General features: G+C 68.8%; 23 protein-coding genes and 1 pseudogene. 16 read left to right on the top strand and 8 right to left on the bottom strand.

The window, feature by feature from the left end; translation table 11 throughout:
- Positions 1-111: 111 nt before the first annotated feature.
- Both ACN675_RS07095 and ACN675_RS07090 read right to left on the bottom strand, forming a co-directional pair.
- A complete protein-coding gene (locus ACN675_RS07095) occupies positions 112-726 on the bottom strand; it encodes a dihydrofolate reductase family protein (RefSeq protein WP_420750184.1) in 615 nt (204 codons plus the stop codon).
- 105 nt (positions 727-831) lie between these two features.
- The gene (locus ACN675_RS07090) at positions 832-1,272 is read right to left on the bottom strand and encodes an SRPBCC family protein (protein ID WP_420750183.1); all 441 of its coding nucleotides are present in this window, start codon (positions 1,270-1,272) and stop codon (positions 832-834) included.
- 150 nt (positions 1,273-1,422) lie between these two features.
- Here ACN675_RS07090 and ACN675_RS07085 point away from each other — a divergent pair, with 150 nt between their 5' ends.
- From ACN675_RS07085 to ACN675_RS07065, 5 genes are all read left to right on the top strand, one after another.
- Entirely contained in the window at positions 1,423-2,550 is a 1,128-nt protein-coding gene (locus ACN675_RS07085) for an NDMA-dependent alcohol dehydrogenase (protein WP_420750182.1), read from the top strand.
- A gap of 52 nt (positions 2,551-2,602) precedes the next feature.
- Entirely contained in the window at positions 2,603-3,229 is a 627-nt protein-coding gene (locus ACN675_RS07080) for a TetR/AcrR family transcriptional regulator (protein WP_420750181.1), read from the top strand.
- A gap of 89 nt (positions 3,230-3,318) precedes the next feature.
- On the top strand, positions 3,319-4,536 hold the full coding sequence (locus ACN675_RS07075; RefSeq protein WP_420750180.1) for an acyl-CoA dehydrogenase family protein: 1,218 nt from the start codon (positions 3,319-3,321) through the stop codon (positions 4,534-4,536).
- Positions 4,533-5,564 carry a phosphotransferase family protein gene (locus ACN675_RS07070; protein ID WP_420750179.1) on the top strand — a complete coding sequence of 344 codons (1,032 nt, stop codon included), beginning with the start codon at positions 4,533-4,535 and terminating at the stop codon, positions 5,562-5,564. The genes ACN675_RS07075 and ACN675_RS07070 overlap by 4 nt, the downstream gene beginning before the upstream one ends.
- A gap of 14 nt (positions 5,565-5,578) precedes the next feature.
- Entirely contained in the window at positions 5,579-6,316 is a 738-nt protein-coding gene (locus tag ACN675_RS07065) for an SDR family NAD(P)-dependent oxidoreductase (protein ID WP_420750199.1), read from the top strand.
- A 48-nt stretch (positions 6,317-6,364) separates the two neighbouring features.
- On the opposite strand, the gene ACN675_RS07060 is transcribed toward ACN675_RS07065, so the two are convergent.
- The 3 genes from ACN675_RS07060 to ACN675_RS07050 all read right to left on the bottom strand — a co-directional run bounded on the left by ACN675_RS07060 (position 6,365) and on the right by ACN675_RS07050 (position 8,504).
- A complete protein-coding gene (locus ACN675_RS07060; protein ID WP_420750178.1) occupies positions 6,365-6,997 on the bottom strand; it encodes a ribulose 1,5-bisphosphate carboxylase large subunit in 633 nt (210 codons plus the stop codon).
- A 75-nt stretch (positions 6,998-7,072) separates the two neighbouring features.
- Positions 7,073-7,687, bottom strand: coding sequence for a maleylpyruvate isomerase N-terminal domain-containing protein (locus ACN675_RS07055; RefSeq protein WP_420750177.1), 615 nt, complete (start codon positions 7,685-7,687; stop codon positions 7,073-7,075).
- Positions 7,688-7,742: 55 nt separating this feature from the next.
- The gene (locus tag ACN675_RS07050) at positions 7,743-8,504 is read right to left on the bottom strand and encodes a GNAT family N-acetyltransferase (RefSeq protein ID WP_420750176.1); all 762 of its coding nucleotides are present in this window, start codon (positions 8,502-8,504) and stop codon (positions 7,743-7,745) included.
- Positions 8,505-8,811: 307 nt separating this feature from the next.
- On the opposite strand from ACN675_RS07050, the gene ACN675_RS07045 reads away from it, so the two are divergent.
- Genes ACN675_RS07045 through ACN675_RS07030 form a run of 4 tightly spaced genes read left to right on the top strand, consistent with a single transcriptional unit; the run spans position 8,812 to position 11,267 of the window.
- Positions 8,812-9,309, top strand: coding sequence for a methylated-DNA--[protein]-cysteine S-methyltransferase (locus ACN675_RS07045; RefSeq protein WP_420750175.1), 498 nt, complete (start codon positions 8,812-8,814; stop codon positions 9,307-9,309).
- A complete protein-coding gene (locus ACN675_RS07040; protein WP_420750174.1) occupies positions 9,296-9,796 on the top strand; it encodes an RNA polymerase sigma factor in 501 nt (166 codons plus the stop codon). The genes ACN675_RS07045 and ACN675_RS07040 overlap by 14 nt, the downstream gene beginning before the upstream one ends.
- On the top strand, positions 9,793-10,380 hold the full coding sequence (locus ACN675_RS07035; RefSeq protein ID WP_420750173.1) for a methylated-DNA--[protein]-cysteine S-methyltransferase: 588 nt from the start codon (positions 9,793-9,795) through the stop codon (positions 10,378-10,380). The genes ACN675_RS07040 and ACN675_RS07035 overlap by 4 nt, the downstream gene beginning before the upstream one ends.
- Positions 10,377-11,267 (top strand): DNA-3-methyladenine glycosylase family protein, encoded by an 891-nt coding sequence (locus ACN675_RS07030; RefSeq protein ID WP_420750172.1) that lies wholly within the window; start codon positions 10,377-10,379, stop codon positions 11,265-11,267. Before ACN675_RS07035 ends, ACN675_RS07030 begins: the two co-directional genes overlap by 4 nt.
- Here ACN675_RS07030 and ACN675_RS07025 read toward each other — a convergent pair.
- The 3 genes from ACN675_RS07025 to ACN675_RS07015 all read right to left on the bottom strand — a co-directional run bounded on the left by ACN675_RS07025 (position 11,216) and on the right by ACN675_RS07015 (position 16,501).
- Positions 11,216-12,805, bottom strand: coding sequence for a bifunctional 3'-5' exonuclease/DNA polymerase (locus ACN675_RS07025; RefSeq protein ID WP_420750171.1), 1,590 nt, complete (start codon positions 12,803-12,805; stop codon positions 11,216-11,218). The two genes, ACN675_RS07030 and ACN675_RS07025, sit on opposite strands and share 52 nt — an antisense overlap.
- 69 nt (positions 12,806-12,874) lie before the next feature.
- Positions 12,875-15,106, bottom strand: a complete 2,232-nt coding sequence (locus tag ACN675_RS07020) for an MMPL family transporter (protein WP_420750170.1) — start codon at positions 15,104-15,106, stop codon at positions 12,875-12,877.
- A 75-nt stretch (positions 15,107-15,181) separates the two neighbouring features.
- On the bottom strand, positions 15,182-16,501 hold the full coding sequence (locus ACN675_RS07015; RefSeq protein WP_420750169.1) for a YhgE/Pip domain-containing protein: 1,320 nt from the start codon (positions 16,499-16,501) through the stop codon (positions 15,182-15,184).
- 225 nt (positions 16,502-16,726) lie between these two features.
- On the opposite strand from ACN675_RS07015, the gene ACN675_RS07010 reads away from it, so the two are divergent.
- From ACN675_RS07010 to ACN675_RS06980, 7 genes and pseudogenes are all read left to right on the top strand, one after another.
- The gene (locus tag ACN675_RS07010) at positions 16,727-17,317 is read left to right on the top strand and encodes a DUF4178 domain-containing protein (protein ID WP_420750168.1); all 591 of its coding nucleotides are present in this window, start codon (positions 16,727-16,729) and stop codon (positions 17,315-17,317) included.
- On the top strand, positions 17,314-17,820 hold the full coding sequence (locus ACN675_RS07005) for a DUF2617 family protein (protein ID WP_420750167.1): 507 nt from the start codon (positions 17,314-17,316) through the stop codon (positions 17,818-17,820). Before ACN675_RS07010 ends, ACN675_RS07005 begins: the two co-directional genes overlap by 4 nt.
- Positions 17,808-18,218 (top strand): DUF4247 domain-containing protein, encoded by a 411-nt coding sequence (locus ACN675_RS07000; protein WP_420750166.1) that lies wholly within the window; start codon positions 17,808-17,810, stop codon positions 18,216-18,218. The genes ACN675_RS07005 and ACN675_RS07000 overlap by 13 nt, the downstream gene beginning before the upstream one ends.
- Positions 18,219-18,247: 29 nt before the next feature.
- On the top strand, positions 18,248-18,718 hold the full coding sequence (locus ACN675_RS06995; RefSeq protein WP_420750198.1) for a DUF350 domain-containing protein: 471 nt from the start codon (positions 18,248-18,250) through the stop codon (positions 18,716-18,718).
- Positions 18,719-18,720: 2 nt separating this feature from the next.
- Entirely contained in the window at positions 18,721-20,277 is a 1,557-nt protein-coding gene (locus ACN675_RS06990) for a polyamine aminopropyltransferase (protein WP_420750197.1), read from the top strand.
- Positions 20,278-20,345: 68 nt separating this feature from the next.
- Positions 20,346-20,711, top strand: a complete 366-nt coding sequence (locus ACN675_RS06985) for a PadR family transcriptional regulator (protein ID WP_420750165.1) — start codon at positions 20,346-20,348, stop codon at positions 20,709-20,711.
- Positions 20,633-20,893: pseudogene (locus ACN675_RS06980) on the top strand (permease prefix domain 1-containing protein); the annotation flags it as partial. The gene ACN675_RS06985 and the pseudogene ACN675_RS06980, both read left to right, overlap by 79 nt.
- Positions 20,894-21,011: the final 118 nt, after the last annotated feature.

Raw genomic sequence — 21,011 nt, 5'->3', positions numbered from 1 at the left:
GATCCGGTCGGGAACATCAGAGGATCTGCAGCCCAGCAGGATTCGTGCTCGAGGAGGGGTGAGCACGAACCGGGTGTCACTGGGCTCACCGAGTTCCCGACCGGATCGACCTCACTCGACTTCCATCGTTCCGAATTCGGCACGCCCTTCCCGCCGGTACACGGCGATGATCACGCCGGTGCTCGTGCTGCGCGACTCGACGAGCGACATCCGGGTATCGAGACCGCGTTCGGCGAACAGCCGGCGACCCTGACCGACGACGACCGGGAAAGTCAGCAGGTTGTGCTCGTCCACGAGATCGTGTTCGTGGAGCGTGCGCACGAGCTCGAGGCTGCCGTGTACCTGTAGTTCACGACCGGGACGGCTCTTCAGTTCGGCCACGGCAGACACGATGTCGCCGTCGAGCACGGTGGTCGGCCCCCACTTCGGATCGGTCAGCGTGGTGGAGGCGACGAACTTGGGCAGGGTGTTGAGGCGGTCGGCGACGATGTCGTCGGGATCGGTGGCGTTCGGCCACGACGCGGCGAAGATGTCGTAGGTCTTCCTGCCGAGCAGGAACGCATCGCCTCGGCCGAACACCTCCTCGATGAAGGCACCGGTGTCGTCGTCGAACAGCGGCACGACCCAACCACCGTGCTCGAAGCCGCCGCTGAGATCCTCCTCGGGGCCGCCCGGACCCTGCGCCACTCCGTCGATCGAGACGAACGTGGTCACCGTGAGCTTCATCCGCTTCTCCCTTCGTGGGTTTCCACAGGGATCGGACCGCCGGGCGGAGCGGAATTCATCGGGGCCGGCGACAGGCGAGAGCAGGCCGCGCGCGGCAACGTCTGATCAGACCAGCTGGCCGAGGCGCGTGCGCAGGGCCTGCTCGGTCTGGCGGACCGCGGTGCCGACGACCGGCTCGATGAGCATCCCCAGCGCGCGCCCGGCGAGGCCGCCGGGCAGCTCGTACCCGAAGTCGACGTCGAGCCGGGAGGAACCGCCGAGGTCGGTGAAGGTCCAGCTCGACGACGTGCGGAAACCCGCGACCGACTCGAGCACGATGATGCGGTCGCGTTCCCATTCGACGATCTCGAGGCGGGTGTCGAGGCTCTTCGGACCGATCTGCATCGCGGCGTCGAAGACCGCGCCGAGCCCGCTGACCTGCGCGCCGACCGGTTCGAACCGGCTGACCCCGAACATCCACTCGGGGACCGTGCGGTGGTCGTCCACGTACGCGAACGCGATATCGAGAGGAACTGCCGCGACGGCGCTGTGTTGGACGTGGATCATCGTCGAACCCTTCGTGACGCAAATTACTGTTACCGACTGTACCGAGAAGTCGGGTCGGGGGAAACGGTTCGGCGAATTCGCTGCCGAACCTCTGCGGGCCTGCTTCACTCACGGTGACTCGTGTCACACAAGCCGTGGATGGAGGGGTCCGTGAAGATCAAGGCCGCAGTGTTGAAGGGAATCGGTCAGCCCTGGGAAATCGACGAGATCGACCTGGGCGACCCGGTCGCCGGTGAGGTGCAGGTCCGCCTGGCCGCTTCCGGTCTGTGCCATTCCGACGAGCACCTCCGCAGCGGGGCCACGCCGGTGCCGTTCTACCCGGTCCTCGGTGGGCACGAGGGCGCCGGTGTCGTCACCAAGGTCGGGCCCGGCGTGACGAACCTCGAGGAAGGCGACCACGTCGTCCTCGCGTTCATCCCCGCGTGCGGTCGCTGTCGCTCGTGTGCGAAGGGCCTGCAGAACATCTGTGACATGGGTGCGAACCTGCTCACGGGTCAGGCCATCGCGGACGGCTCGAACCGGGTGAGCCTGCGCGGTGAACCGGTCATCCAGATGTGCCTGCTGGGCACGTTCGCGCCGTATGTCACCGTCAACGAAGCTTCCGTCATCAAGATCGAGAAGGACATCCCGCTCGAGAAGGCGGCGCTGCTCGGCTGCGGTGTCGCCACCGGGTGGGGATCGGCCACCGCGATCGGTGGCACCCAGGTCGGCGACACCGTCGTCGTGATCGGCGTCGGCGGTGTCGGCATCAACTCGGTGCAGGGCGCGGCCCACGCGGGCGCGCGGCACGTCGTGGCGATCGACCCGGTGCAGTTCAAGCGCGACAAGGCCGTCGAGTTCGGCGCCACCCACACGTTCGCGTCGATCGAGGAAGCAGCCCCGGTCATCGGCGAGATCACCTGGGGCTCAATGGCAGAGGTCACGATCATCACCGTCGGCGAGATCCACGGCGACATGATCGCGCCGGCACTGGGGCTGACCGCCAAGGGCGGGCAGGTCGTGGTGACCGGTATGGGTGCGGCGACCGACACCCAGGTCACGTTGAGCCTGTTCGAGCTCACCCTCCTGCAGAAGCGCCTGCAGGGCGCCATCTTCGGTGGTGTCGGACCGCGGTCGCAGATCCCGAAGCTGCTCGACCTGTACCGCAGCGGGCAACTCGAACTCGACGGCCTGGTCACCACGACGTACAAGCTCGAGGACATCAACCAGGGCTACGCCGACATGCACGACGGGAAGAACCTGCGCGGGGTCGTCCTGTACGGCGACAACGACTACTGATTCCTGCGCGGACGGTCGAACGCGGCTGCCGGCGTCGCCTACGGTGTTCTCCATGGACACCCGAGAGGAAACCGACGCCGGCAGCCCCGGCTCGTGGCGCACGTACGAACCGGCGGTGTTGCCGAAACCGCTGGCAGCTGCGCTCGAGGCGTTCGCCGAACGTGGCTACGACGGCACCTCGATCCGTGAGATCGCCTCGCGTGCAGGACTCTCGGTTCCCGGCCTCTATCACCACTATCCGTCGAAGCAGGCGCTGCTGATGTCGCTGACCACGACGGTGATGAACGACCTGCTCGACCGCAGTCGCCGGGCCTTGGCCGAGGCGGGCCCGACGCCGTCCGAGCGGTTCGACGCGGTCGTCGAGTCGCTGCTGCGATTCCACATGTTCCGGCGCAACGAAGCGTTCGTCGCATCCACCGAGATGCGCAGCATGGAACCCGAGAGTCGGGAGGCGTTCGTCGCGCTGCGGGACATCCAGCAGCGCATGGTCGACGAGATCGTGCGTGACGGCGTTGCCGCGGGTGAGTTCACGACGCCCTATCCGGAGGATGCGAGCCGGGCTGTGACGACGATGTGCGTGGCGGTGGCCAGTTGGTATCGGGCCGACGGTCCGTTGCCGCCGGACGAGATCGTCGAGCGGTATCTGGCCATCGCACGCAGCGCCGTCGGCGCTCGCTGACTTCGCCCCAGGGTTGACCCTGCCGGTGTCGATGTGTCACCGTGAATACGACCGAGCGATCGATCGGTCGGTGACGGAAGGAGTGCGCGATGGCTGTCGATTTGTCGTATCCCGATCAGGTGGTCGACCTGGTCGCGAAGACCGAGGACTTCATCCGCGACGTGGTGTTGCCCGTCGAGGATGCCCACGGCGGTGACATCGCCGCGGCCGGCGGCGAGGCTGCCCGCATCGAGCTGCAGAAGGCGGCCAAGGAAGCCGGTGTCTTCGCCCCGCACGTGGCGGTCGAATACGGCGGTCACGGACTCGGCATGGTCGATCGTGCCCCGGTGTTCGAGGCGGCGGGCTACTCCCTGTTCGGGCCGACCGCACTGAACATCGCCGCGCCCGACGAAGGCAACATGCACATGCTCGCGCACATCGCCACCGACGAGCAGAAGCAGCAGTTCCTGGCACCGCTCGCGGCCGGTGACACTCGCTCCGCGTTCGCCATGACCGAACCCGCTCCCGGCGCGGGTGCCGATCCCAACGCGCTGCGCACCCGGGCCGAGAAGGTCGCTGGTGGATGGAAGATCAACGGCCACAAGCACTTCATCACCGGAGCCGACGGCGCCGGATTCTTCATCATCATGGCCCGCACCTCCGGCGAGCCCGGCCAGCGCGGCGGCGCGACGATGTTCCTCGCCCCCGCCGACACCCCCGGCCTGAAGGTCGGCCGGCACATCAGCACCCTCGACAAGTCGATGATCGGCGGCCACTGCGAGGTCTTCTTCGAGGACCTCTTCGTTCCGGATTCCGCGGTGCTCGGTGAGGTCGACCAGGGCTTCGCCTACGCGCAGGTCCGCCTCGGCCCCGCCCGCATGACGCACGTGATGCGCTGGCTCGGCGCCGCCCGTCGCGGCCACGACGTCGCCGTCGGCTACGTCGCCGAACGCGAGGGTTTCGGTTCCCGTCTCGGCGACCTCGGCATGATCCAGAAGATGATCGCCGACAACGAGATCGACATCGCCGCCACTCGCGCTCTGCTCGTGCAGGCGTGCTGGGCGCTCGACGGCGGATCGCACGCGGGGAACGAGACCTCCATCGCCAAGACCTTCGCGGCCGAGGCCATCTTCCGCATCGTGGACCGGTCGGTGCAGATGTGCGGCGGTCTGGGCGTGTCCGAGGACCTGCCGCTCGCGCGCCTGTCCCGCGAGGTTCGCCCGTTCCGCGTGTACGACGGACCGTCCGAGGTGCACCGCTGGGCCATCGCGAAGCGCACCGTCGGTGCCGCCCGCAAGGCTGCCGCTGCGAAGGCGGCGAAGTCGTGAGGGCCGTCAAGCACGAGGGACTGGATCTTCCTGCCCTCCAACGTTTCCTCGAATCCTCCGGAGTCCCGGTCGACGGCGAGTTGCGCGCCGAACTGATCTCCGGCGGCAAGTCGAACCTCACCTACGGCATCTCGGACGGTGTGTCCGAATGGGTGCTGCGTCGTCCCCCCACCGCGGGACTCACCCCGTCGGCGCACGACGTCGCCCGCGAATACCGGGTCGCGGACGCGCTGCAGAATTCCGCCGTCCCGGTCGCGCGTACGGTCGCGCTGTGCGAGGACGACGCGGTGATGGGCGCGCCGTTCACCGTCGTAGAGCGTGTCGATGGCCAGGTGATCCGCAGCAAGGACGATCTCGACGCCCTCAGCGATGCCGAAATCGAGTCGTGCACCGACGAACTCGTGCGCGTGCTCGTCGCACTGCACAATGTCGACTACCGCGCCGCCGGGCTGGGTGAGTTCGGTCGCCCGGACGGCTACGTGACCCGGCAGGTGAAGCTGTGGGCCGGGCAGTGGGAGCGCGTCAAGTCCCGCGACCTGCCCGACATCGACCGGCTGCACGCGGCGTTGGCCGACTCGATCCCCGAATCGCCCGCGCCGTCCATCGTTCACGGCGACTACCGCATCGACAACACCATCCTCTCCCGCGACGACGTGGGAAAGGTTGTGGCCGTGGTCGACTGGGAGCTGGCGACGCTCGGAGACCCGTTTACCGACCTCGCGCTGATGTGCGTGTACCGCAATCCCGCGCTCGATCTGGTGCTCGGCATGCCCGCCGCGTGGACCAGTCCGCGGCTGCCGTCCACCGACGACCTCGTCCAGAAGTACGCGGTCGCGACCGGACGGGACATCCCGCACTGGAATTTCTATCTCGCCCTTGCAAACTTCAAACTCGCAGTGATCGCCCAGGGCATCGACCACCGTTGGCGCGCCGGCGCGACCATCGGAGACGGATTCGACAAGGCCGGGGACTCCGTCCCCGCGTTCGTGGCCGCCGGCCTAGCTGCGCTGAAAGGACAGACGTCGTGAGCTCCGATAGCAAGCTGAACCGCAGCGCGCTGATCACCGGCGCTTCCCGCGGAATCGGACTCGGGGTCGCCATCCGCCTCGCCGAGCAGGGCTACGGCCTGACCATCAGCGCCCGCGACCCGGAGCGGCTCGACAAGGTCGCCGCGCAACTGCTCGAGGCGGGAGCGCCCGAGGTGCGGGCCGTCGCAGTCGATCTCGCCGACCCGGCCGCAGCCGTCCAGGTCGTCGAAGCCCACGAGGAAACCTTCGGGACCATGCGGGCTCTCGTGCTCAACGCGGGTGTGGGCACCGCCGGCAACATCGCCGAGTTCCCGATGCGGCGCTTCGACAAGACCCTCGCGGTGAATCTGGCCGCACCCTTCGCGCTGCTGCAGGCATCGCTGCCGCTGCTGCGTGCCGCCGCCGCTGCCCAGCCGGACCGTGGTGCGAAAGTGATTGCACTGTCGTCGATTACCGGCGTGTACTCGGAACCGGGGCTGTCCGTCTACGGTGCGACGAAGGCCGCGCTGATCTCCCTCGTCGAGACCCTGAACGCCGAGGAATCGGGCAACGGGATCAGCGCGTCGGCGATCGCCCCGGCCTACGTCGACACCGACATGTCGGACTGGATCAAGGAGAAGATCCCCGCGAACGAGATGCTCGAGGTGAACGACGTCGTCGAGATCGTCGACGCGTTGCTCAAGCTGTCCTCGCGAGCGGTCCTGTCGCGGCTCGTGCTCAGCCGGGCCGGGACGGACGGCTACCGGGCATAGGTCCCTGTACCGACGGTGAACTTCAACGACGCCTGACCGCGCACACGGTCAGGCGTCGTTGCCGTTCTCCTTCTCCTCGCCGCGTCGGCGCAGAAAGTTGAATCCCGGCACGCCGACGATCGCCTGCCGCACGTCCTTCGCGACCCCGAGCAGTTCGTGGATTTCCGGGGCGACGGTCTCGAGGGTGCCGAGGATGGGCATCAGTGCCGTCATCCGATCCGCGAGCTCAGGCAGCTGATCGAGCAGCACGACCGCGGCGTGCACTTCCTCGGCGCTGAGCTCGTCGATGAACTGTGTGGCGAGCGGAGCCGCCTGCCGGGCCACCGGCGCGTAGGTGTCGAGCAGCTCGCTCGCCGTTTCGGACGTACGGGCAACGGAGGCCACCACCTCCTGCGCACTGTCCGCGACGGCGGTCACCTCCACGACCACCGCGGAGCTGCGGTCGACGACCGCGTCGACCCGACCGACGGTCGCGCGGGCGTCGGTGACCACATCGTCGATCCGGGCAACGATCTCGCGGGCGTCGGTGGCGATGGCGTCGATGCGTCCCACCAGGGCCTCGGTCGTTTCGAGCAGATTTACGACGCGGCCCGGGACGGACACCGCGAACTCGGCGACCTCCACGGTCCTGTCCAGAACGATGCGGGCGGCACCGAGAGGAACGGCGAAAAGCGACAGCATGCGCTCATCCTGCCGGACGGGCTGTCGCGGTCCGTCCGGAGGAGTCGGGGAAGAGCTTTCGGGGACTGTGCGCCTTCACACGACGGAATAGCCTTCGGGCAGGGATATCCGGCCCGTCAGCGCCCTCAGCACTGTCGCCCCGTCCCCGAACGCCACCGCGGTTCTCGCCGCCAGCAGCGTGGACTCCACCAGGACATCGTCGGGAGGTGTGTAGGAGACCTCCGCGGCGGCAGCGATATCGAGGCCGTGGACGGCGAGCTCGAAGGTTCGCGTCGGGAGATAGGAATGCAGCCGGATCCCCGACCCGCCGATCACCCGGATCAGTTGATCCTCGCCGGAACCGAGCCGTTCGATCACCGCCGCCGCCAAAGTATCGACGGACGCCACCGGGTCGGCCCCGAGATCGGCACCTGCCCGACGGCCGCGTTCGAGTACCTCGTCCGAGCCGAGAACCGACATCAGCTCCCTCACGTACACGTAGTACTGCTCCGGGCTCGCGATGTCCTCGGTACCGGCAGGGCTGTCGAGGTAGGTCAGGACCGTCGTCAACGAGCGTGAGGTGTGGCCGATCAGGGCGCGGAGGTCCCACTCGCCCAGCCCCGGTCCGTCCCAGCGGTTCTCCGGAACGGTGCGGACCAACGCCGAGAAGCTGCGTACCGCAGACACATACGTCGCTACCGGTGATTCCATGTCTTCTCCGTCGAACAGATCGAACCCGACGGAAGAATGAAACCACGCATGTCTTCTACCGGGGGACGACCGGCCGCTCCGGCGGCGTGCGCACCCGCGTCAGCACGGATCGTTTGCGCAGGGTGAACCCCAGTGTCTCGTAGAGTCGGATCGCGGTCGTGTTCGCCGCCGATGCGTGCAGGAACGGGATCTCGCCGCGTGCGCGGATACCGGCACCGACGGCCTTCACGAGACGGGTGCCGTACCCGCACCCGCGGAACTCGGCATCCGTGCACACAGCGCTGATCTCGGACCACCCCGGCGGATGCAGACGCTCCCCGGCCATCGCGACCAGGCGCCCATTTACCCGGATGCCCAGATAGGTGCCCATCTCGACGGTCCGCGGAAGGTACGGCCCCGGCCGGGTGCGGGCCACCAGGTCGAGGATCTCCGGGACGTCGGCGGTGCCGAGGACCACGAGGTCCGGATCCGGTTCGACGACCAGGTCCGTGCCGTCCATCTGGACGAGACCGAACGAGCCGAGCGTCTCCCAGCCCGGGGGCGGCTCGTGTCCCGGTTCGCGTACCGCCACCTCGGTGCTCGGTCCGACGAGCGCGGCGAGGTCCGCCCAGTCCTCGTCCTGCATCACCGAGGGGTGTCCGATGTGTCCCGCGACGTCCGGGTGGTAGCCGCCGATCCGGCCCGACCACCGTGCGAAATGCGCATGTACTCCGCGTAGCGACTGCCGGATGGGATCGTCGAGCGGGTGGACGTCCTCGTCGACCGCCGTCGTGTCGAACGTATGTGAAGAAACCGCGGGTGAAGAACCTGTGGTCACCTCGGGCACCGGGCAGCCTCGACCGTGGCATTCGGGATTTCGACAGGGCCGTACGACATCGGGTGTGCCTCCCCTTTCGGTCTGGTGGTTCACGGGCGTTCGAGAGGTCGCCGTTTCCGCCGGCGACGTACTCGGTCGATACTCGACCACGGGGGATTTCCGCCTGTCACCGGTTCTGTTCAGGCTGCGCACAATGCGCCCGCAGCCGAAGGGCGGCTCGGGGAGAGCTCGAGAATCGACCGGAAGTCTCACGTTTGCGTTCGTCGATGCGTCTACCCGGTAGACGACTGATGGAAGGATCGAAACCGTGACGGCGACGCGAACCCACACGTTCATCGACTCACCGATCGGACCGCTGACGCTGGTGCAGACGGACGGAGCACTCAGCGGCCTGTACCTCGCCGAGCATCGGCATCGTCCCGACCCGGCGACCTTCGGTTCGCAGGCCGACCGTGGCTTCGAGCAGGCCCGCGAGCAACTCGACGAGTATTTCGCCGGCGACCGCACCGAGTTCACGATGCCGCTCACGCTCGTGGGAACGGAGTTCCAGCGCAGCGTCTGGGCCGCGCTGCGTGCGATCGAGTACGGCTCCACCTGCACGTATGCGGAACTGGCCGCGGCGATCGGTCGCCCCACGGCGATCCGCGCGGTCGCCGCGGCCAATGGTCGGAACCCGGTGAGCATCGTGGTGCCGTGCCACCGTGTCGTCGGCAGCGACGGCACCCTTACCGGCTACGCGGGTGGGCTCGATCGCAAACGGTTCCTTCTCGACCGCGAGTCCCGGACCGTTCATGCCCCGGCCTGACCGGCTACCGCCGTTCGAACGGGTGGTCGCGACGCACGGCGCGACCGTGCTGCGGGTGTGTCGGGCACTGCTCGGGCCGGTCGACGCGGACGATGCCTGGTCCGAAACGTTCCTCGCGGCGTTGCGGGCGTACCCGAACCTCGAGCCCGGCCGCAATGTCGAGGCGTGGCTCGTCACCATCGCGCACCGCAAGGCGATCGACGTGCATCGCGTCCGCGCCCGTACTCCGGTGCCCACCGAGACCCTGCCGGAGCGGCCGGCTTCCACCGGTATCCCCGGCTCCGGCGACGACGAACTGTGGCAGGCGGTCGCGGCACTGCCGTTCACCCAGCGCGCCGCCGTCGTCTACCACCACGTCGCGGGTCTGCCGTACGCGGAGATCGCCGAGATCCTCGGGAACAGCACCGACGCGGCCCGCCGTGCCGCAGCGGACGGACGGGCCGCGCTGCGCCGTCAGTACCAGCTCGAGACAGGAACCCGGCGATGAACCTTCCCCGCCCCCAAGCGCCCACGACGGATCTCGCGTGGCTGCACACCCGCCTCGTCGTCGACGCCGAAGCCGCCGGCCTGCTCGACCTCGCCTATCGAGTCGTCGATTCGCCCGTGGGCCCCCTCCTCGTCGCCGCGACCGACGCCGGAATAGTACGGGTCGCGTTCGCAGCCGAAGGATACGACGACATCCTCGACGACCTCGCCGGCCGGATCAGTCCGCGCATCCTCGAAGCGCCCGCGCGGCTCGACGCCGCGGCACGACAGCTCGACGAGTACTTCCACGGCCGTCGTCACACCTTCGACCTTCCGCTGGATCTACGGCTCGCCACCGGTTTCCGACGCGATGTCATCGTGCACCTACCGACCATCGGCTACGGGCACACGGCGAGCTATGCGGAGATCGCCGCAGCCTCGGGGAGTCCCCGCGCGGTCCGGGCCGTGGGCACCGCGTGCGCGAAAAACCCTCTGCCGGTCATCGTTCCGTGTCACCGGGTGGTGCGCAGCGACGGCGGGATCGGACAGTACGTCGGCGGTGTCGACGCCAAACGCGCACTGCTGCAGCTGGAGTCGTCGGCGTGAGTACCGTCGTCGATCTTCCGGTGACCGGGCCGTTCGCGACGGCGCCGCTGCTCGCGGCGCTGCGCGGGCACACCGTGCCCGGTCTCGAACGACACGACGCGACCCTCGGTACCCACACGCGGGCCGTGCGCGGCGACCACGGTTCGGCCGTCGTCACCGTCACGCTGGACGGCACCGAGATCGTGCGGGCGGAGATCGATGCGACCCACCGCGGCGATGTCCCGGCACTCGAACAGACGGTGCGCCGCTGGCTCGATCTCGACACCGACCCGGTCGCCGTCGACGCCGCTCTGAGCGTCGACCCGCTGCTCGCACCGTTGGTGGCGGCCCGCCCCGGTTTGCGGGTGCTCGGCTCCACCCACTGGTTCGACACGGCGGTGCAGACGGTGATCGGGCAGCAGGTCAGCGTCGCGGCCGGGTGCACGTTCACCGCGCGGCTCGTCGCGGCCTACGGCGACCCCGCGCCGCAGGGATACACGTGTTTCCCGCTGCCGCACCGGCTCGCCGACGCCGACCCCGACGAGCTGCGCGCCGCGGTGGGACTGACCCGGTCTCGCGCACGGACCGTGCAGGTCCTGGCTCGTGCGGCCGTCGACGGCCTGCACCCGACGTTGCCGGAGTTCCGCGCCGAGTTGCTTGCGCTGCCGGGAATCGGGCCGTGGACCGTCGACTACCTGTCGGTGCGTGCCCTCGGCGACCGTGACGCCTATCCGTCCGGCGACCTGGTGTTGCGACGCGCGCTCGGAGTCGCGACGGCCCGTGAAGCCGAAGCCCGCGCCGAATCGTGGAGCCCGTGGCGTGCATACGCCGCGACACACCTGTGGACCGAAGCCGTCTACTCGGCGTCCTCGGTATCGTCCGGTGCCGGTTCGTCGCCCTCGGCGTAGGAGGTCCGCGCCGACATCTTCATCGGGAATCGGACGGCGGTGTCGCCGAACAACAATCGCGTCGCCACCGCGACCGACGCCTCGAGGTGCGCGGCTGCAGCATCCGGGTTGCGGGTGTGCACCACCAGCTCGTCGTGCTGGAAGAACACCAGTTCGCCGACGGTGCGATCCGGGTCCGTCATGAGTCGTCGGCGCAGTTCCGCGAGCACGCACAGTGCCCACTCGGCGGCGGTGGCCTGAACGACGAAGTTGCGGGTGAAGCGGCCGCGCGCCCGGGCATCACCGTGCGCGTGGAAACCGTCCTCCGGCGGCGGGCACGCCCGCCCCAGCCACGAGTACACCACCTCGCCGCGTTCACCGGCACGGGCAGCACGCTCCACATAGTCGACGGCGATCGGAAAACGACTGCGCAGCAAGGGCAACAGCGGGCGCGCGTCGCCGGATGTCCCGCCGTACAGGACGGCGAGAATCGCGACCTTCGCTTTGCCGCGGTCGCCGCCGAACACGTCCGCCGCGACCGGCGCATACAGATCGTCGGCGCCGGCCGCCGCGACCATCCGGGGATCACCCGAGATCGCCGCGAGGATCCGCGGCTCGAGCTGCCCGGCGTCGGCGATCACGAACGTGTGTCCGGGTTCGGCAATCACGCTGGACCGTAACGATTTCGGGATCTGCAATGCGCCGCCACCGCGGCTGGCCCACCGGCCGGACACCACCGCGCCCGGCACGTACACGGGCCGGAACCGTGAACCGCGCACCCAGGTGTCGAGCCACTGCCATCCGTTGGCGCTGAAGAGCTTCGACAGGTCGCGGTGTTGCAGCAGCAGCGGCACCGCGGGATGGTCGATTTCCCGCAGCACCCACTTGCGGGTCGACGTCAGTTCGATTCCGGTGCGCCGGAACGCGTCGATCACCTCGGCGGGGGAGGCGGGATTGAGCCGACGCCCGAACGCGTCGCCGATCCGCTCGTTCAACTCCGCGATCCGCACGGGCAGGTCATATCCGAGCGGTCGTGGCCCCAGCGCGTCCTCGAGGAGCCGCCGGTGCGCGTCGGCGGAGAACGGCAGTCCGTCGAATCCCATCTCGGCGGCCGCGAGGGTGCCCGCCGATTCCGCTGCCACGAGCAGCTCGAGCCGACCGTTGCCGGCCAGTGCCGTACGTTGCTCGGCGAACTCGGCGACCACCGCGTCCGGGTCGGCTGCCGGCGCCGCGTCGAACAGGCCGGGACGGTCGTCGATCGGCTCGTCGCCCAGCGGAACCGGGACACCCGCGCGCATACCCAGGATCGCGCGGGTGGTCGCGAGGTCGTGGCACCGCTGCACCCGTACGCCGGCGCGCAACAGCGCCGGATACACGGTGGCGGTGTTCGACCAGACCCATCGCGGACGATCCGCGGCCTCGATGGCGCGCACGGCCTCGGCGAGATCGCGATGCCGGGTCACCGTGCCCAGCGGACGGCCGGTGTCGTCGACGGCGACGATGCTCGCGCCCGGCGTCTCACCGCCCGCAGCGGCGTCGGGGACCACGACCATTCGCATCGGTCCAGTGTGCGCGCACCCTCCGACACCCCGGTCGGTGGGCGGTGGGGTGCGATCGCCGCGTGCGGACTACGGACGTCCGCGTGCCAGCGCGGACGGCCACCAGATGATCCGGCCGAGGTCGTGGGACAGGGCCGGGACGAGAATGCTGCGCACCACGATGGTGTCGAGCAGCACCCCGAACGCGACCGTGAAACCGATCTCGGCGAGGAACACCAGCGGCAGGATCCCGAGCACCGAGAAGGTCGCGGCCAGCACCACACCCGCGGAGGTGATGACACCGCCGGTCACGGCCAGCCCGCGCAGCACCCCGGATCGGGTGCCGTGCACGACGGTTTCCTCGCGAACCCGCGTCATCAGGAAGATGTTGTAGTCGATGCCGAGCGCCACGAGGAACACGAAGGCGAACAGCGGGAACGCCGGATCGGCGCCGGCGAATCCGAAGACGTGGGTGAAGAAGAATCCGCTCACACCGAGGGCCGTCGCGAACGACAGCACCACGGTCGCGATGAGCAGCAGCGGCGCGAGCAGCGACCGGAGCAGCACGGCCAGCACCACGAAGATGACGACGAGAACGATCGGGATGATGAGGTTCCGGTCGCGCACCGAGGACTGCTGCACGTCCAGAGTCGCGGCCGTGTTGCCGCCGACCCGCGCATCGGCGCCGGGTACCGCGTGCACGGCATCGCGCAGCCGCTCGATCGTGGCGAGAGCCTCGGGCGAATCGTAGGAGTCGGCGAGCTCGGCGTTGATCATGGTGCGGCCGTCGATCGGCGCGACCGTCAGTGCTGCGGGTGGGCACCCTGCGACCGGCGAGGTCGCCAGACTCGGATTCGCGGCGAGCAGGGCCTGCGCCTTCGCGTAGTCGATCTGCGGGCACACCGCGCCCGGCCCGGGCGCGATGCCCTCGACCCCGGAGATCGCCGCGATCACGGCATCGGCGGTGTCGGCGTTCGCGGTGACGACGGCGGGTGCGCCGGCGCCGGGGGAGAACTTCTGGGCGTAGAGCTCCTGGCCGGTGACGGCGTCCGGTTTCGTCGTGAAACTTTCGGTGGTCGTGAGCCCGTCGGTGTGCAGGCTGCCGATGCCCGCGGCGAACAACACGAGCAACGCGAGTGTGGTGCCGATCCACGCCTGCCGGTCGTGCCGGCCCACCCACGACGCGATCCGCCCCCACATCCCGTGCGTGGCGAGGTCGACGGCGTGATCGGGCATCGGCCGGCGCGGCCAGAACACCCACCGGCCCGCGACCGCCAGCGACACCGGCAGGAACGTCATCATCACCAGGTAGGTGCAGGCGATGCCGATCGCCGCGACCGGCCCGAGCCCCTTGTTGGAATTGAGCTCGGAGAACATCAGGCACAGCAGCGCCACGGTCACGGTCACCGCCGAGGCCGTGATCGCCCCCACCGACTCCCGCCACGCGCGGATCATCGCGTCGAACCGGTTCGGATAGGTGTGCAGTTCCTCGCGGTAACGCGACACCAGCAGCAGGGCGTAGTCGGTCCCGGCACCGATCACCAGGACGAACAGAATGCCCTGGCTCTGCCCGTTGAGGGTGATGATGCCGGCGTCGGCGAGGAAGTACACGATCATCGACGCCGTGCCCAGGGCGAGCAGCGCCGACAGCAGCGGGAACACCCACAGCACCGGCGACCGGTACACGACGAGCAGGATCAGCACGACCACCCCGAGCGCCGTGAACAGCAGCGAACTGTCGATGCCTTCGAACGCGCCGATGAACGCGGTGAGCAAGCCACCGACCCCGGCCGGATACACCTCCAGCCCGGTGTCTCCGGCGGCATCGCGCGCGACGTCGAGCACGGCCTCCTCGCTGGCGACGAGTTGATCGCCGGTCACGTCGGTGCCGTCGCGGGTGGCGAGCAACGGCACGGACACCGCGGCGGTGGTGCCGTCGGAGGAGAACTCGGTCGGGGTCATGCCCTCGGCGTCGACACCTTCCACCCCGGCGATCGCGGTCCGTGCCTGCTCGACGGCCGCGCGATCCGCGTCGGTCAGTCCGCTGTCGCGGTGGAACAGCACGAACCCCGGCACGTACTGGACGGGCAGGAACCGCTCGGACTCGTCGGCGACCTGCGTCGATTCCGCGGTTCGCGACAGGAACGAGGCGTTGTCGTTCTTCTGGACCTCGGTGAGTTTCCCCTGGAACGACCCGCCGATCCCACCGGCGAAGAACGCGACGATCGCGAGTGCGACGATCGTGAAGATCGGCAGCTTTCGCCGCGGCGGCGGAATCGATCCGTCGTCGCTCCGTGCTTCCGTCGATACCGATTCGGCCATTGGGCCCCCTGAATCGTCCGGTCGGTAGACGCGTCGCATCAGTACAACACGCCGGGCCGACCGGAACCAGGGTTGCTACTGGGGCAGGGGCGCGGCGTCCGGGCGCCGGTGGAATCCGCGCTTGTCGTAGATCATCGTGATCACCGCGCCGAGCACCAGCCCGATCGCCAGGCCCAACAGCGTCATCCACACACCGTGCGTCAGCCCGGCGGCGCCGCGGCCGTCGAAGTACAGGATCGCGCGGGTCGCGATGTACATCTGGTGCATCGGCTCGAACGTCGAGAGCCACTCGAACAGCGGCGGCATCGCCTCGAGCGGCACCGTGCCGCCGGATGACGGCAGGCCGAGCACGACGAACAGCAACAGATTCACGAGCAGACCGGCCTGGCCGAAGATCGAGACCACTGCCAGTGCGGTCACCCCGACGGCGGTGATCGCGAGGGTGCCGTACTCCCACATCAGCAGCGCGCGCGGGAACGGCATGCCGAGCGCGGTGCCGATCCCCAGATACAGGGCCGAGACGATCATCGCGACGACGAACATGATTCCCCACTTGACGAGCAGCACCCGCATCCGGGACAGGTGGGTGGTCTCGCGGGCGATGAACCGCGGGCCGTACTCGGCGGGCTGGAAACCGAGCGACTGGTCGACCATCGCGTTGACGATCATGCCGCCGGTGAAACCGGCGAGGATCAGCAGCAGCGTGTAGTAGAAGGCGGACAGACCGGCACCGGTGTTGTCGGGCAGCGGCTTGTGCGGGACGGTGAGCACGTTGATGGGGTCGGCCAGCGTGATCCGGCTGCCACCGGACAGTTGCAGGTCCGGTGCCGAGGTCGCGAGGGTGTCCTCGACCGTGCGGGTGAGCTGCTCGCCGATCGTGGTGTTCACCGTGGTCATGGCCTGGTCGGCGATGGTCTGCGTGATGTTCGTGCCGAACGTGCCGGTACGCGGGTTGGTGTAGACCGTGATGATCGGTTTCTCGATGTCGCCGGGTACGACGCTGGCCTGCGCGAGGATCGAGGTGCGCTTGGTGAAATCGCTGGGGATGACGATCGCGCCGTACAGGGTGCCGTTGTCGAGCCCGGAATTCATCGCCGAGATACCCATCGGCTGCATGTCGATGCGCTCGGGGTCGATGCCGTCGAGGATCCCGGCGGTGATCTCCTCACCGAGGTTCCGGCGGGCGTCCGATCCGGGCATTACGTCGCCGACGTCCTGATTGACAATTGCCATCGGGAACTTCCTCAGATGATCGGCGGGGCTGATCATGCTGCCGAGGTACAGATAGGCGAGCGCCGCCATCAAGGCGGTCACGACGACGATCGGTCCGACCCAGAAGCGCGGACTGCGCAGTGTGCCGTGGTGCGGATCGACGATGCTCTCGGTGGAACTCATTCCGGCCTTCCGGGGGACGGGCGGCGAACAGCGTGTGGCGAGGTCCTTCGTCCACGTGTACCGGGCCGTTGGTCCGGCCCATCGATTGTGCACACCTACCCCCGCGAAACCGACGTCCGGCGAACCGCTGGTGTCGAGAACCACGGTGCAACCCATGACGCGAGATGCCTCACTTCGCCCCGGTAGGGTCGGCCCCGGACATACATCCGAGGGGGATTTTCAGCTGTGACCGAGATATTGATCGCTGTTCTGATCGCGGTCGTCGTGGTGGCGACGGTCGTCGTCGTGGTCCGGACACGCAAGAAGGCGCCGGCCGCACGGGTCGATCCGCTCGCCGACTACCCGGAGGTGTGGGACCCGTACACCATCGGGGTGGGCGACATCATCACCTACGCGGGCATCGACCACGTCGTGCGCGGCACCATCACCCTCGACGAGGAGGGATACCGCTGGCACGAGCACCTGCTCGACGGCTCGACCGGCCGTCGCTGGCTGACCGTGGAGAACGACGAGGGTGAACTCGAGATGACGCTGTGGATGCGTCGCGAGGGCACCGGGCTGGAACCGGGTGGCGATGTGATCCTGGACGACCGCGTGTACCGGCAGATCGAACGCGGCACCGCGCGGTTCACCGCGGAGGGAACGACCGGCACCGCGCCGACGGGCACCGTCGACTACGCCGACTACGCGACCGCCGACCGCACCGGCCTGCTCTCGTTCGAACGGTGGGCGCGCACCGCGTCGTGGGAGGTGTCCACCGGGCGCGCCGTCACCCGCAGCGAGCTCACCGTCATCCACGCCGGTCCCGCGCAATGAGTGTGCATCTGCTCGACGTCGAGTCCCGGGACGTGTCCGCGGGGCAACTGGGTCTCGTCGTCGATGCTCCGGCGCCTCGTCCGCTCGTGGAACTGAATCTGACCGATCCCGCCGCGGGTGAGCTGACCCTCGGAGTGCTCGGTGCCTCGCACGTCGTCACCGCGTCCGCGCGTGGCCGCACCCTCACCGAGCAGGTTTCGTGCGACGCGATCGCAGCGGGTGGCCGGCCGTTGCCCGACGTCGAGCACCGGCAGGGTTACCGGTTCGCCAGTCACATCGAGACGGTCTCCCGCCAAGCGCTCGGCCGCCGCGCCGAGATGTTGCGCACCGAGGCCGCCGGACGGTCCGGCTGGCTGTGCGCCGAGTTCCCCGGCGACCGCGACGCGCTCACCGTCCTGACCGCCGCCGCGACCGGAGGGCACTGGCATTGGCGCACCTGGCATCTGTATCCCTACCGGGACGAGTCGGTGATCGTCGAGACCGAGAGCAGGTGGCAGCCGTGAAGCGGATGTTCGCCATGATCGTGCTCGGCGCGATGGCACTGGCGGTCGCCGGCTGTGGTGCACCGGTCCGGGACTGGCTCGCGGACACCTACGAACTGCGCGACAGGAACGGTGACATCGCCACGTACTACAGCCCGGATCCTGTGGGCATCACGGTGGCGAACATCGTCGACGAGATGGAACCGGCGGCACGCAGCGCGGACGGTGGTCGCGAGTACCTGCGGTACGACGACGACATCGTCACCGTCGGCGCGGCCGCCGGCGGCGGCAGCACCATCACCGTCGAAGACCTCGGCGGCCGCTACAGCAGCGGCGGATACGCCTATCTCGGACCGGGTTTCACCCCCGGTTCGCCGGCCTCCGGTAACACCTCGGGCGGATCGGGAGACGCGAAATGACCGCACACACCTATTCGGGAGTACAGAACATGACCGTCACCTGGTTGGCTGCGGACATCGAGGTCGGCACCGTCGACCCGGCTCTGCTGGTCGGCGGTGTCCTCGCGACGCTCGCCTACTTCGTCGTCGGAATCGGGGTCCTGGCAGCAGGATTCGCCGTTCTCGACGCACTGACCCCCGGTAATCTGCGTCACCAGGTGTACGTGGACCGAAACCCGAACGCGGCGTTGCTGCTCGGCGCCAACCATCTCGCGCTCGCCATCATCGTGGTCACCGCGATCCTCACCAGCTCCGACGGATTCGCGCAGGGCCTGGTGGATTCGGCCGTGTACGGACTCGTCGGGATCGTACTGCAGGCGGTGGCACTGGTGATCATGAACCGGGCGCTGCCCGGGCGTCTCGTGTCGCTGGTCGGCGAACCCCACATGAGTGGGGCGGCATGGGCCGTCGCGGTCACGCTCGTCTCCGTGGGCCTGGTCAACGCCGCCGCATTGTCGTGACGATTCTCGACCCGGAACCGATCACCCCGGCGCGGCCCCTCGGTCGCCGGGCACGGGTGGTGCTGCTCGCCGCGGTGGCGGCGTGCGCGGCGTGCGGTCTGGTGTACGAACTGGCGCTGCTCACCCTGTCGGTGAGCCTGACCGGTGGCGGCATCACCGAAACATCGTTGATCGTCGCCGGCTTCGTTGCGGCTCTCGGCGCCGGAGCGCTGCTCGCCAAGCCGCTGCTGCCGTACGCGGCGCAGGCCTTCGTCGGCGTCGAGGTGGTGCTCGGGCTCGTCGGTGGGCTCAGCGCGGCGGCGCTGTACGTCGCGTTCACGTTCGTCGGCTCGTCGACGTGGGTGCTCGTCGTCGCGACCGCGGCGATCGGCATGCTCGTCGGCGCCGAGGTGCCGCTGCTGATGACGTTGCTGCAGACCGGTCGGGACTCCGACGCCCGCGAAACCGGGAAGGTACTGGCGAATCTCAATGCCGCCGACTATGCGGGCGCGCTGCTCGGCGGGCTGGTGTGGCCGCTGATCCTGCTGCCGATGGCCGGGCTGATCCGCGGTGCCGCGCTGACCGGGATGGTGAACCTGGGTGCCGCGGCGGTCGCGGCGCTGTTCCTGCTGCGCGGGCAGTTGCGGCCGGCGGCACGGATACTGGCGGTCGCCGCGCTGCTGCTCGCGGCCGCCGTGCTGGGGTGGCTGTTGGTGCGCGCCGCCGACATCGAGACGACTTCGCGGCAGCGGTTGTACCCCGATCCGGTAGTGTTCGCGCAGCGTTCCCAGTACCAGGAGATCGTCGTCACCGATCGTGCCGGCGACGTGCGGTTGTACCTCGACGGGGACCTGCAGTTCTCGAGTCGTGACGAACACCGCTACACCGAGGCGCTGGTGTATCCGGTGCTGGCGCGGAACCCCGAGCGGGTTCTGATCCTCGGCGGCGGTGACGGTCTCGCGGCGCGAGAGGTGTTGCGCCACGACACTGTTCGCGAGATCGTGCAGATCGAACTGGATCCCGCGGTCGTCGATCTGGCGAACACCCGCCTGCGGGATCTCAATGCGGCTGCGCTGCAGGACGATCGGGTCACCCTCGTGATCGACGATGCGTTCCGGTGGCTGCGCGAACGAGGCGGCGGCGGGTTCGATGCGGTGATCGCGGACCTGCCCGACCCGGACACCCCGGCGCTGGGCCGCCTCTACTCCACGGAGTTCTACGGGCTTGCCGCCTCGGCCCTGAATCCGGGCGGCCTGCTCGTCGTGCAATCGGGCAGCCCGTATTCGACGCCGGATGCGTTCTGGCGGACGGTGGCCAGTGTCGAAGCAGCGGGCCTGGGCGTCACCCCCTATCACGTGTACGTGCCGAGCTTCGGAGACTGGGGCTTCACCCTGGCGCAGCCGGGCACCGCACCGGAACTCGCGTTGTCGCCGTCGGCCGCGCCGCGGCGCTTCCTCGATCCCGCGACCCTCGCCGCGGCGGCGGTGTTCCCGCTGGACCGCGAGCGGCGCTTCCTCGAGCCCTCGACATTGGACCGGCCGCGCATCGTCGACGACATGCGGCGCGGCTACGAACGCTGAGTCGCCTGCAGGACCCGAGCCACCTGTGTCCGTTGTAATAGTGTGTGACACACACTATCGTGTTGGTCATGCTCGATCCCGAGGTCGTCGCCGTACACGGACAGGAAGTGCGCCGCGGATCCGTCGTGGTTGCCAGCTTGTTGATGCTGCGCACGCCCGGGTACGGCTACGGACTGCTCGAAGCGTTGGCCGATGCGGGCTTCGCGGTCGAGGCGAACACGCTGTATCCGCTGCTCCGGCGCCTCGAGAAGCAAGGGCTGCTCGTCAGCGAGTGGAACACCGACGAATCGCGACCGCGCAAGTTCTATCGAACGTCCGCCGCGGGCGAAGAACTTGCGACGTCGTTGCTGCGGGAATGGACGGCACTCGGTCGCAGTCTCGACGCGCTCGATCGCGGCACCGCCCCACCCACCACCGAAGGAGGCGCACCATGACTCTCACCGATCGCTATGTCGCCGCGACCTTGCGCAGTATCCCGGTGGACAAGCGCGCCGACATCGACCGCGAACTGCGTGCGTCGATAACCGACGCGGTCGACGCGCGGGTCGAGTCCGGTTCCGACCCGGCCGAAGCCGAAGAGAAGGTGCTCACCGAACTCGGTGACCCGGCCCGTCTCGCCGCCGAATACTCGGAGCGGCCGCTCTACCTCATCGGGCCGGAACTGTATCTGGACTGGCGGCGGCTGCTGTCGGTTCTCCTGTGGATCGCGCCGATCCCCGGGGTCGTCGTACTGG

The organism is Rhodococcus sp. O3, from assembly GCF_048897285.1.
GTDB lineage: Bacteria > Actinomycetota > Actinomycetes > Mycobacteriales > Mycobacteriaceae > Rhodococcus.
This window is presented reverse-complemented; position numbering and strand designations above follow the sequence as displayed.

Bases quoted from the DNA above. Each gene is read 5' to 3' on its own strand.
- ACN675_RS07060 (WP_420750178.1), bottom strand. From the start codon at position 6,997: ATGCTGTCGCTTTTCGCCGTTCCTCTCGGTGCCGCCCGCATCGTTCTG.
- ACN675_RS06985 (WP_420750165.1), top strand. From the start codon at position 20,346: ATGCTCGATCCCGAGGTCGTCGCCGTACACGGACAGGAAGTGCGCCGC.
- ACN675_RS07080 (WP_420750181.1), top strand. From the start codon at position 2,603: ATGGACACCCGAGAGGAAACCGACGCCGGCAGCCCCGGCTCGTGGCGC.
- ACN675_RS07055 (WP_420750177.1), bottom strand. From the start codon at position 7,687: ATGGAATCACCGGTAGCGACGTATGTGTCTGCGGTACGCAGCTTCTCG.
- ACN675_RS07090 (WP_420750183.1), bottom strand. From the start codon at position 1,272: ATGATCCACGTCCAACACAGCGCCGTCGCGGCAGTTCCTCTCGATATC.
- ACN675_RS07025 (WP_420750171.1), bottom strand. From the start codon at position 12,805: ATGCGAATGGTCGTGGTCCCCGACGCCGCTGCGGGCGGTGAGACGCCG.
- ACN675_RS06995 (WP_420750198.1), top strand. From the start codon at position 18,248: ATGACCGTCACCTGGTTGGCTGCGGACATCGAGGTCGGCACCGTCGAC.
- ACN675_RS07040 (WP_420750174.1), top strand. From the start codon at position 9,296: ATGCCCCGGCCTGACCGGCTACCGCCGTTCGAACGGGTGGTCGCGACG.
- ACN675_RS07020 (WP_420750170.1), bottom strand. From the start codon at position 15,106: ATGGCCGAATCGGTATCGACGGAAGCACGGAGCGACGACGGATCGATT.
- ACN675_RS07095 (WP_420750184.1), bottom strand. From the start codon at position 726: ATGAAGCTCACGGTGACCACGTTCGTCTCGATCGACGGAGTGGCGCAG.
- ACN675_RS07005 (WP_420750167.1), top strand. From the start codon at position 17,314: ATGAGTGTGCATCTGCTCGACGTCGAGTCCCGGGACGTGTCCGCGGGG.
- ACN675_RS07035 (WP_420750173.1), top strand. From the start codon at position 9,793: ATGAACCTTCCCCGCCCCCAAGCGCCCACGACGGATCTCGCGTGGCTG.
- ACN675_RS07015 (WP_420750169.1), bottom strand. From the start codon at position 16,501: ATGAGTTCCACCGAGAGCATCGTCGATCCGCACCACGGCACACTGCGC.
- ACN675_RS07075 (WP_420750180.1), top strand. From the start codon at position 3,319: ATGGCTGTCGATTTGTCGTATCCCGATCAGGTGGTCGACCTGGTCGCG.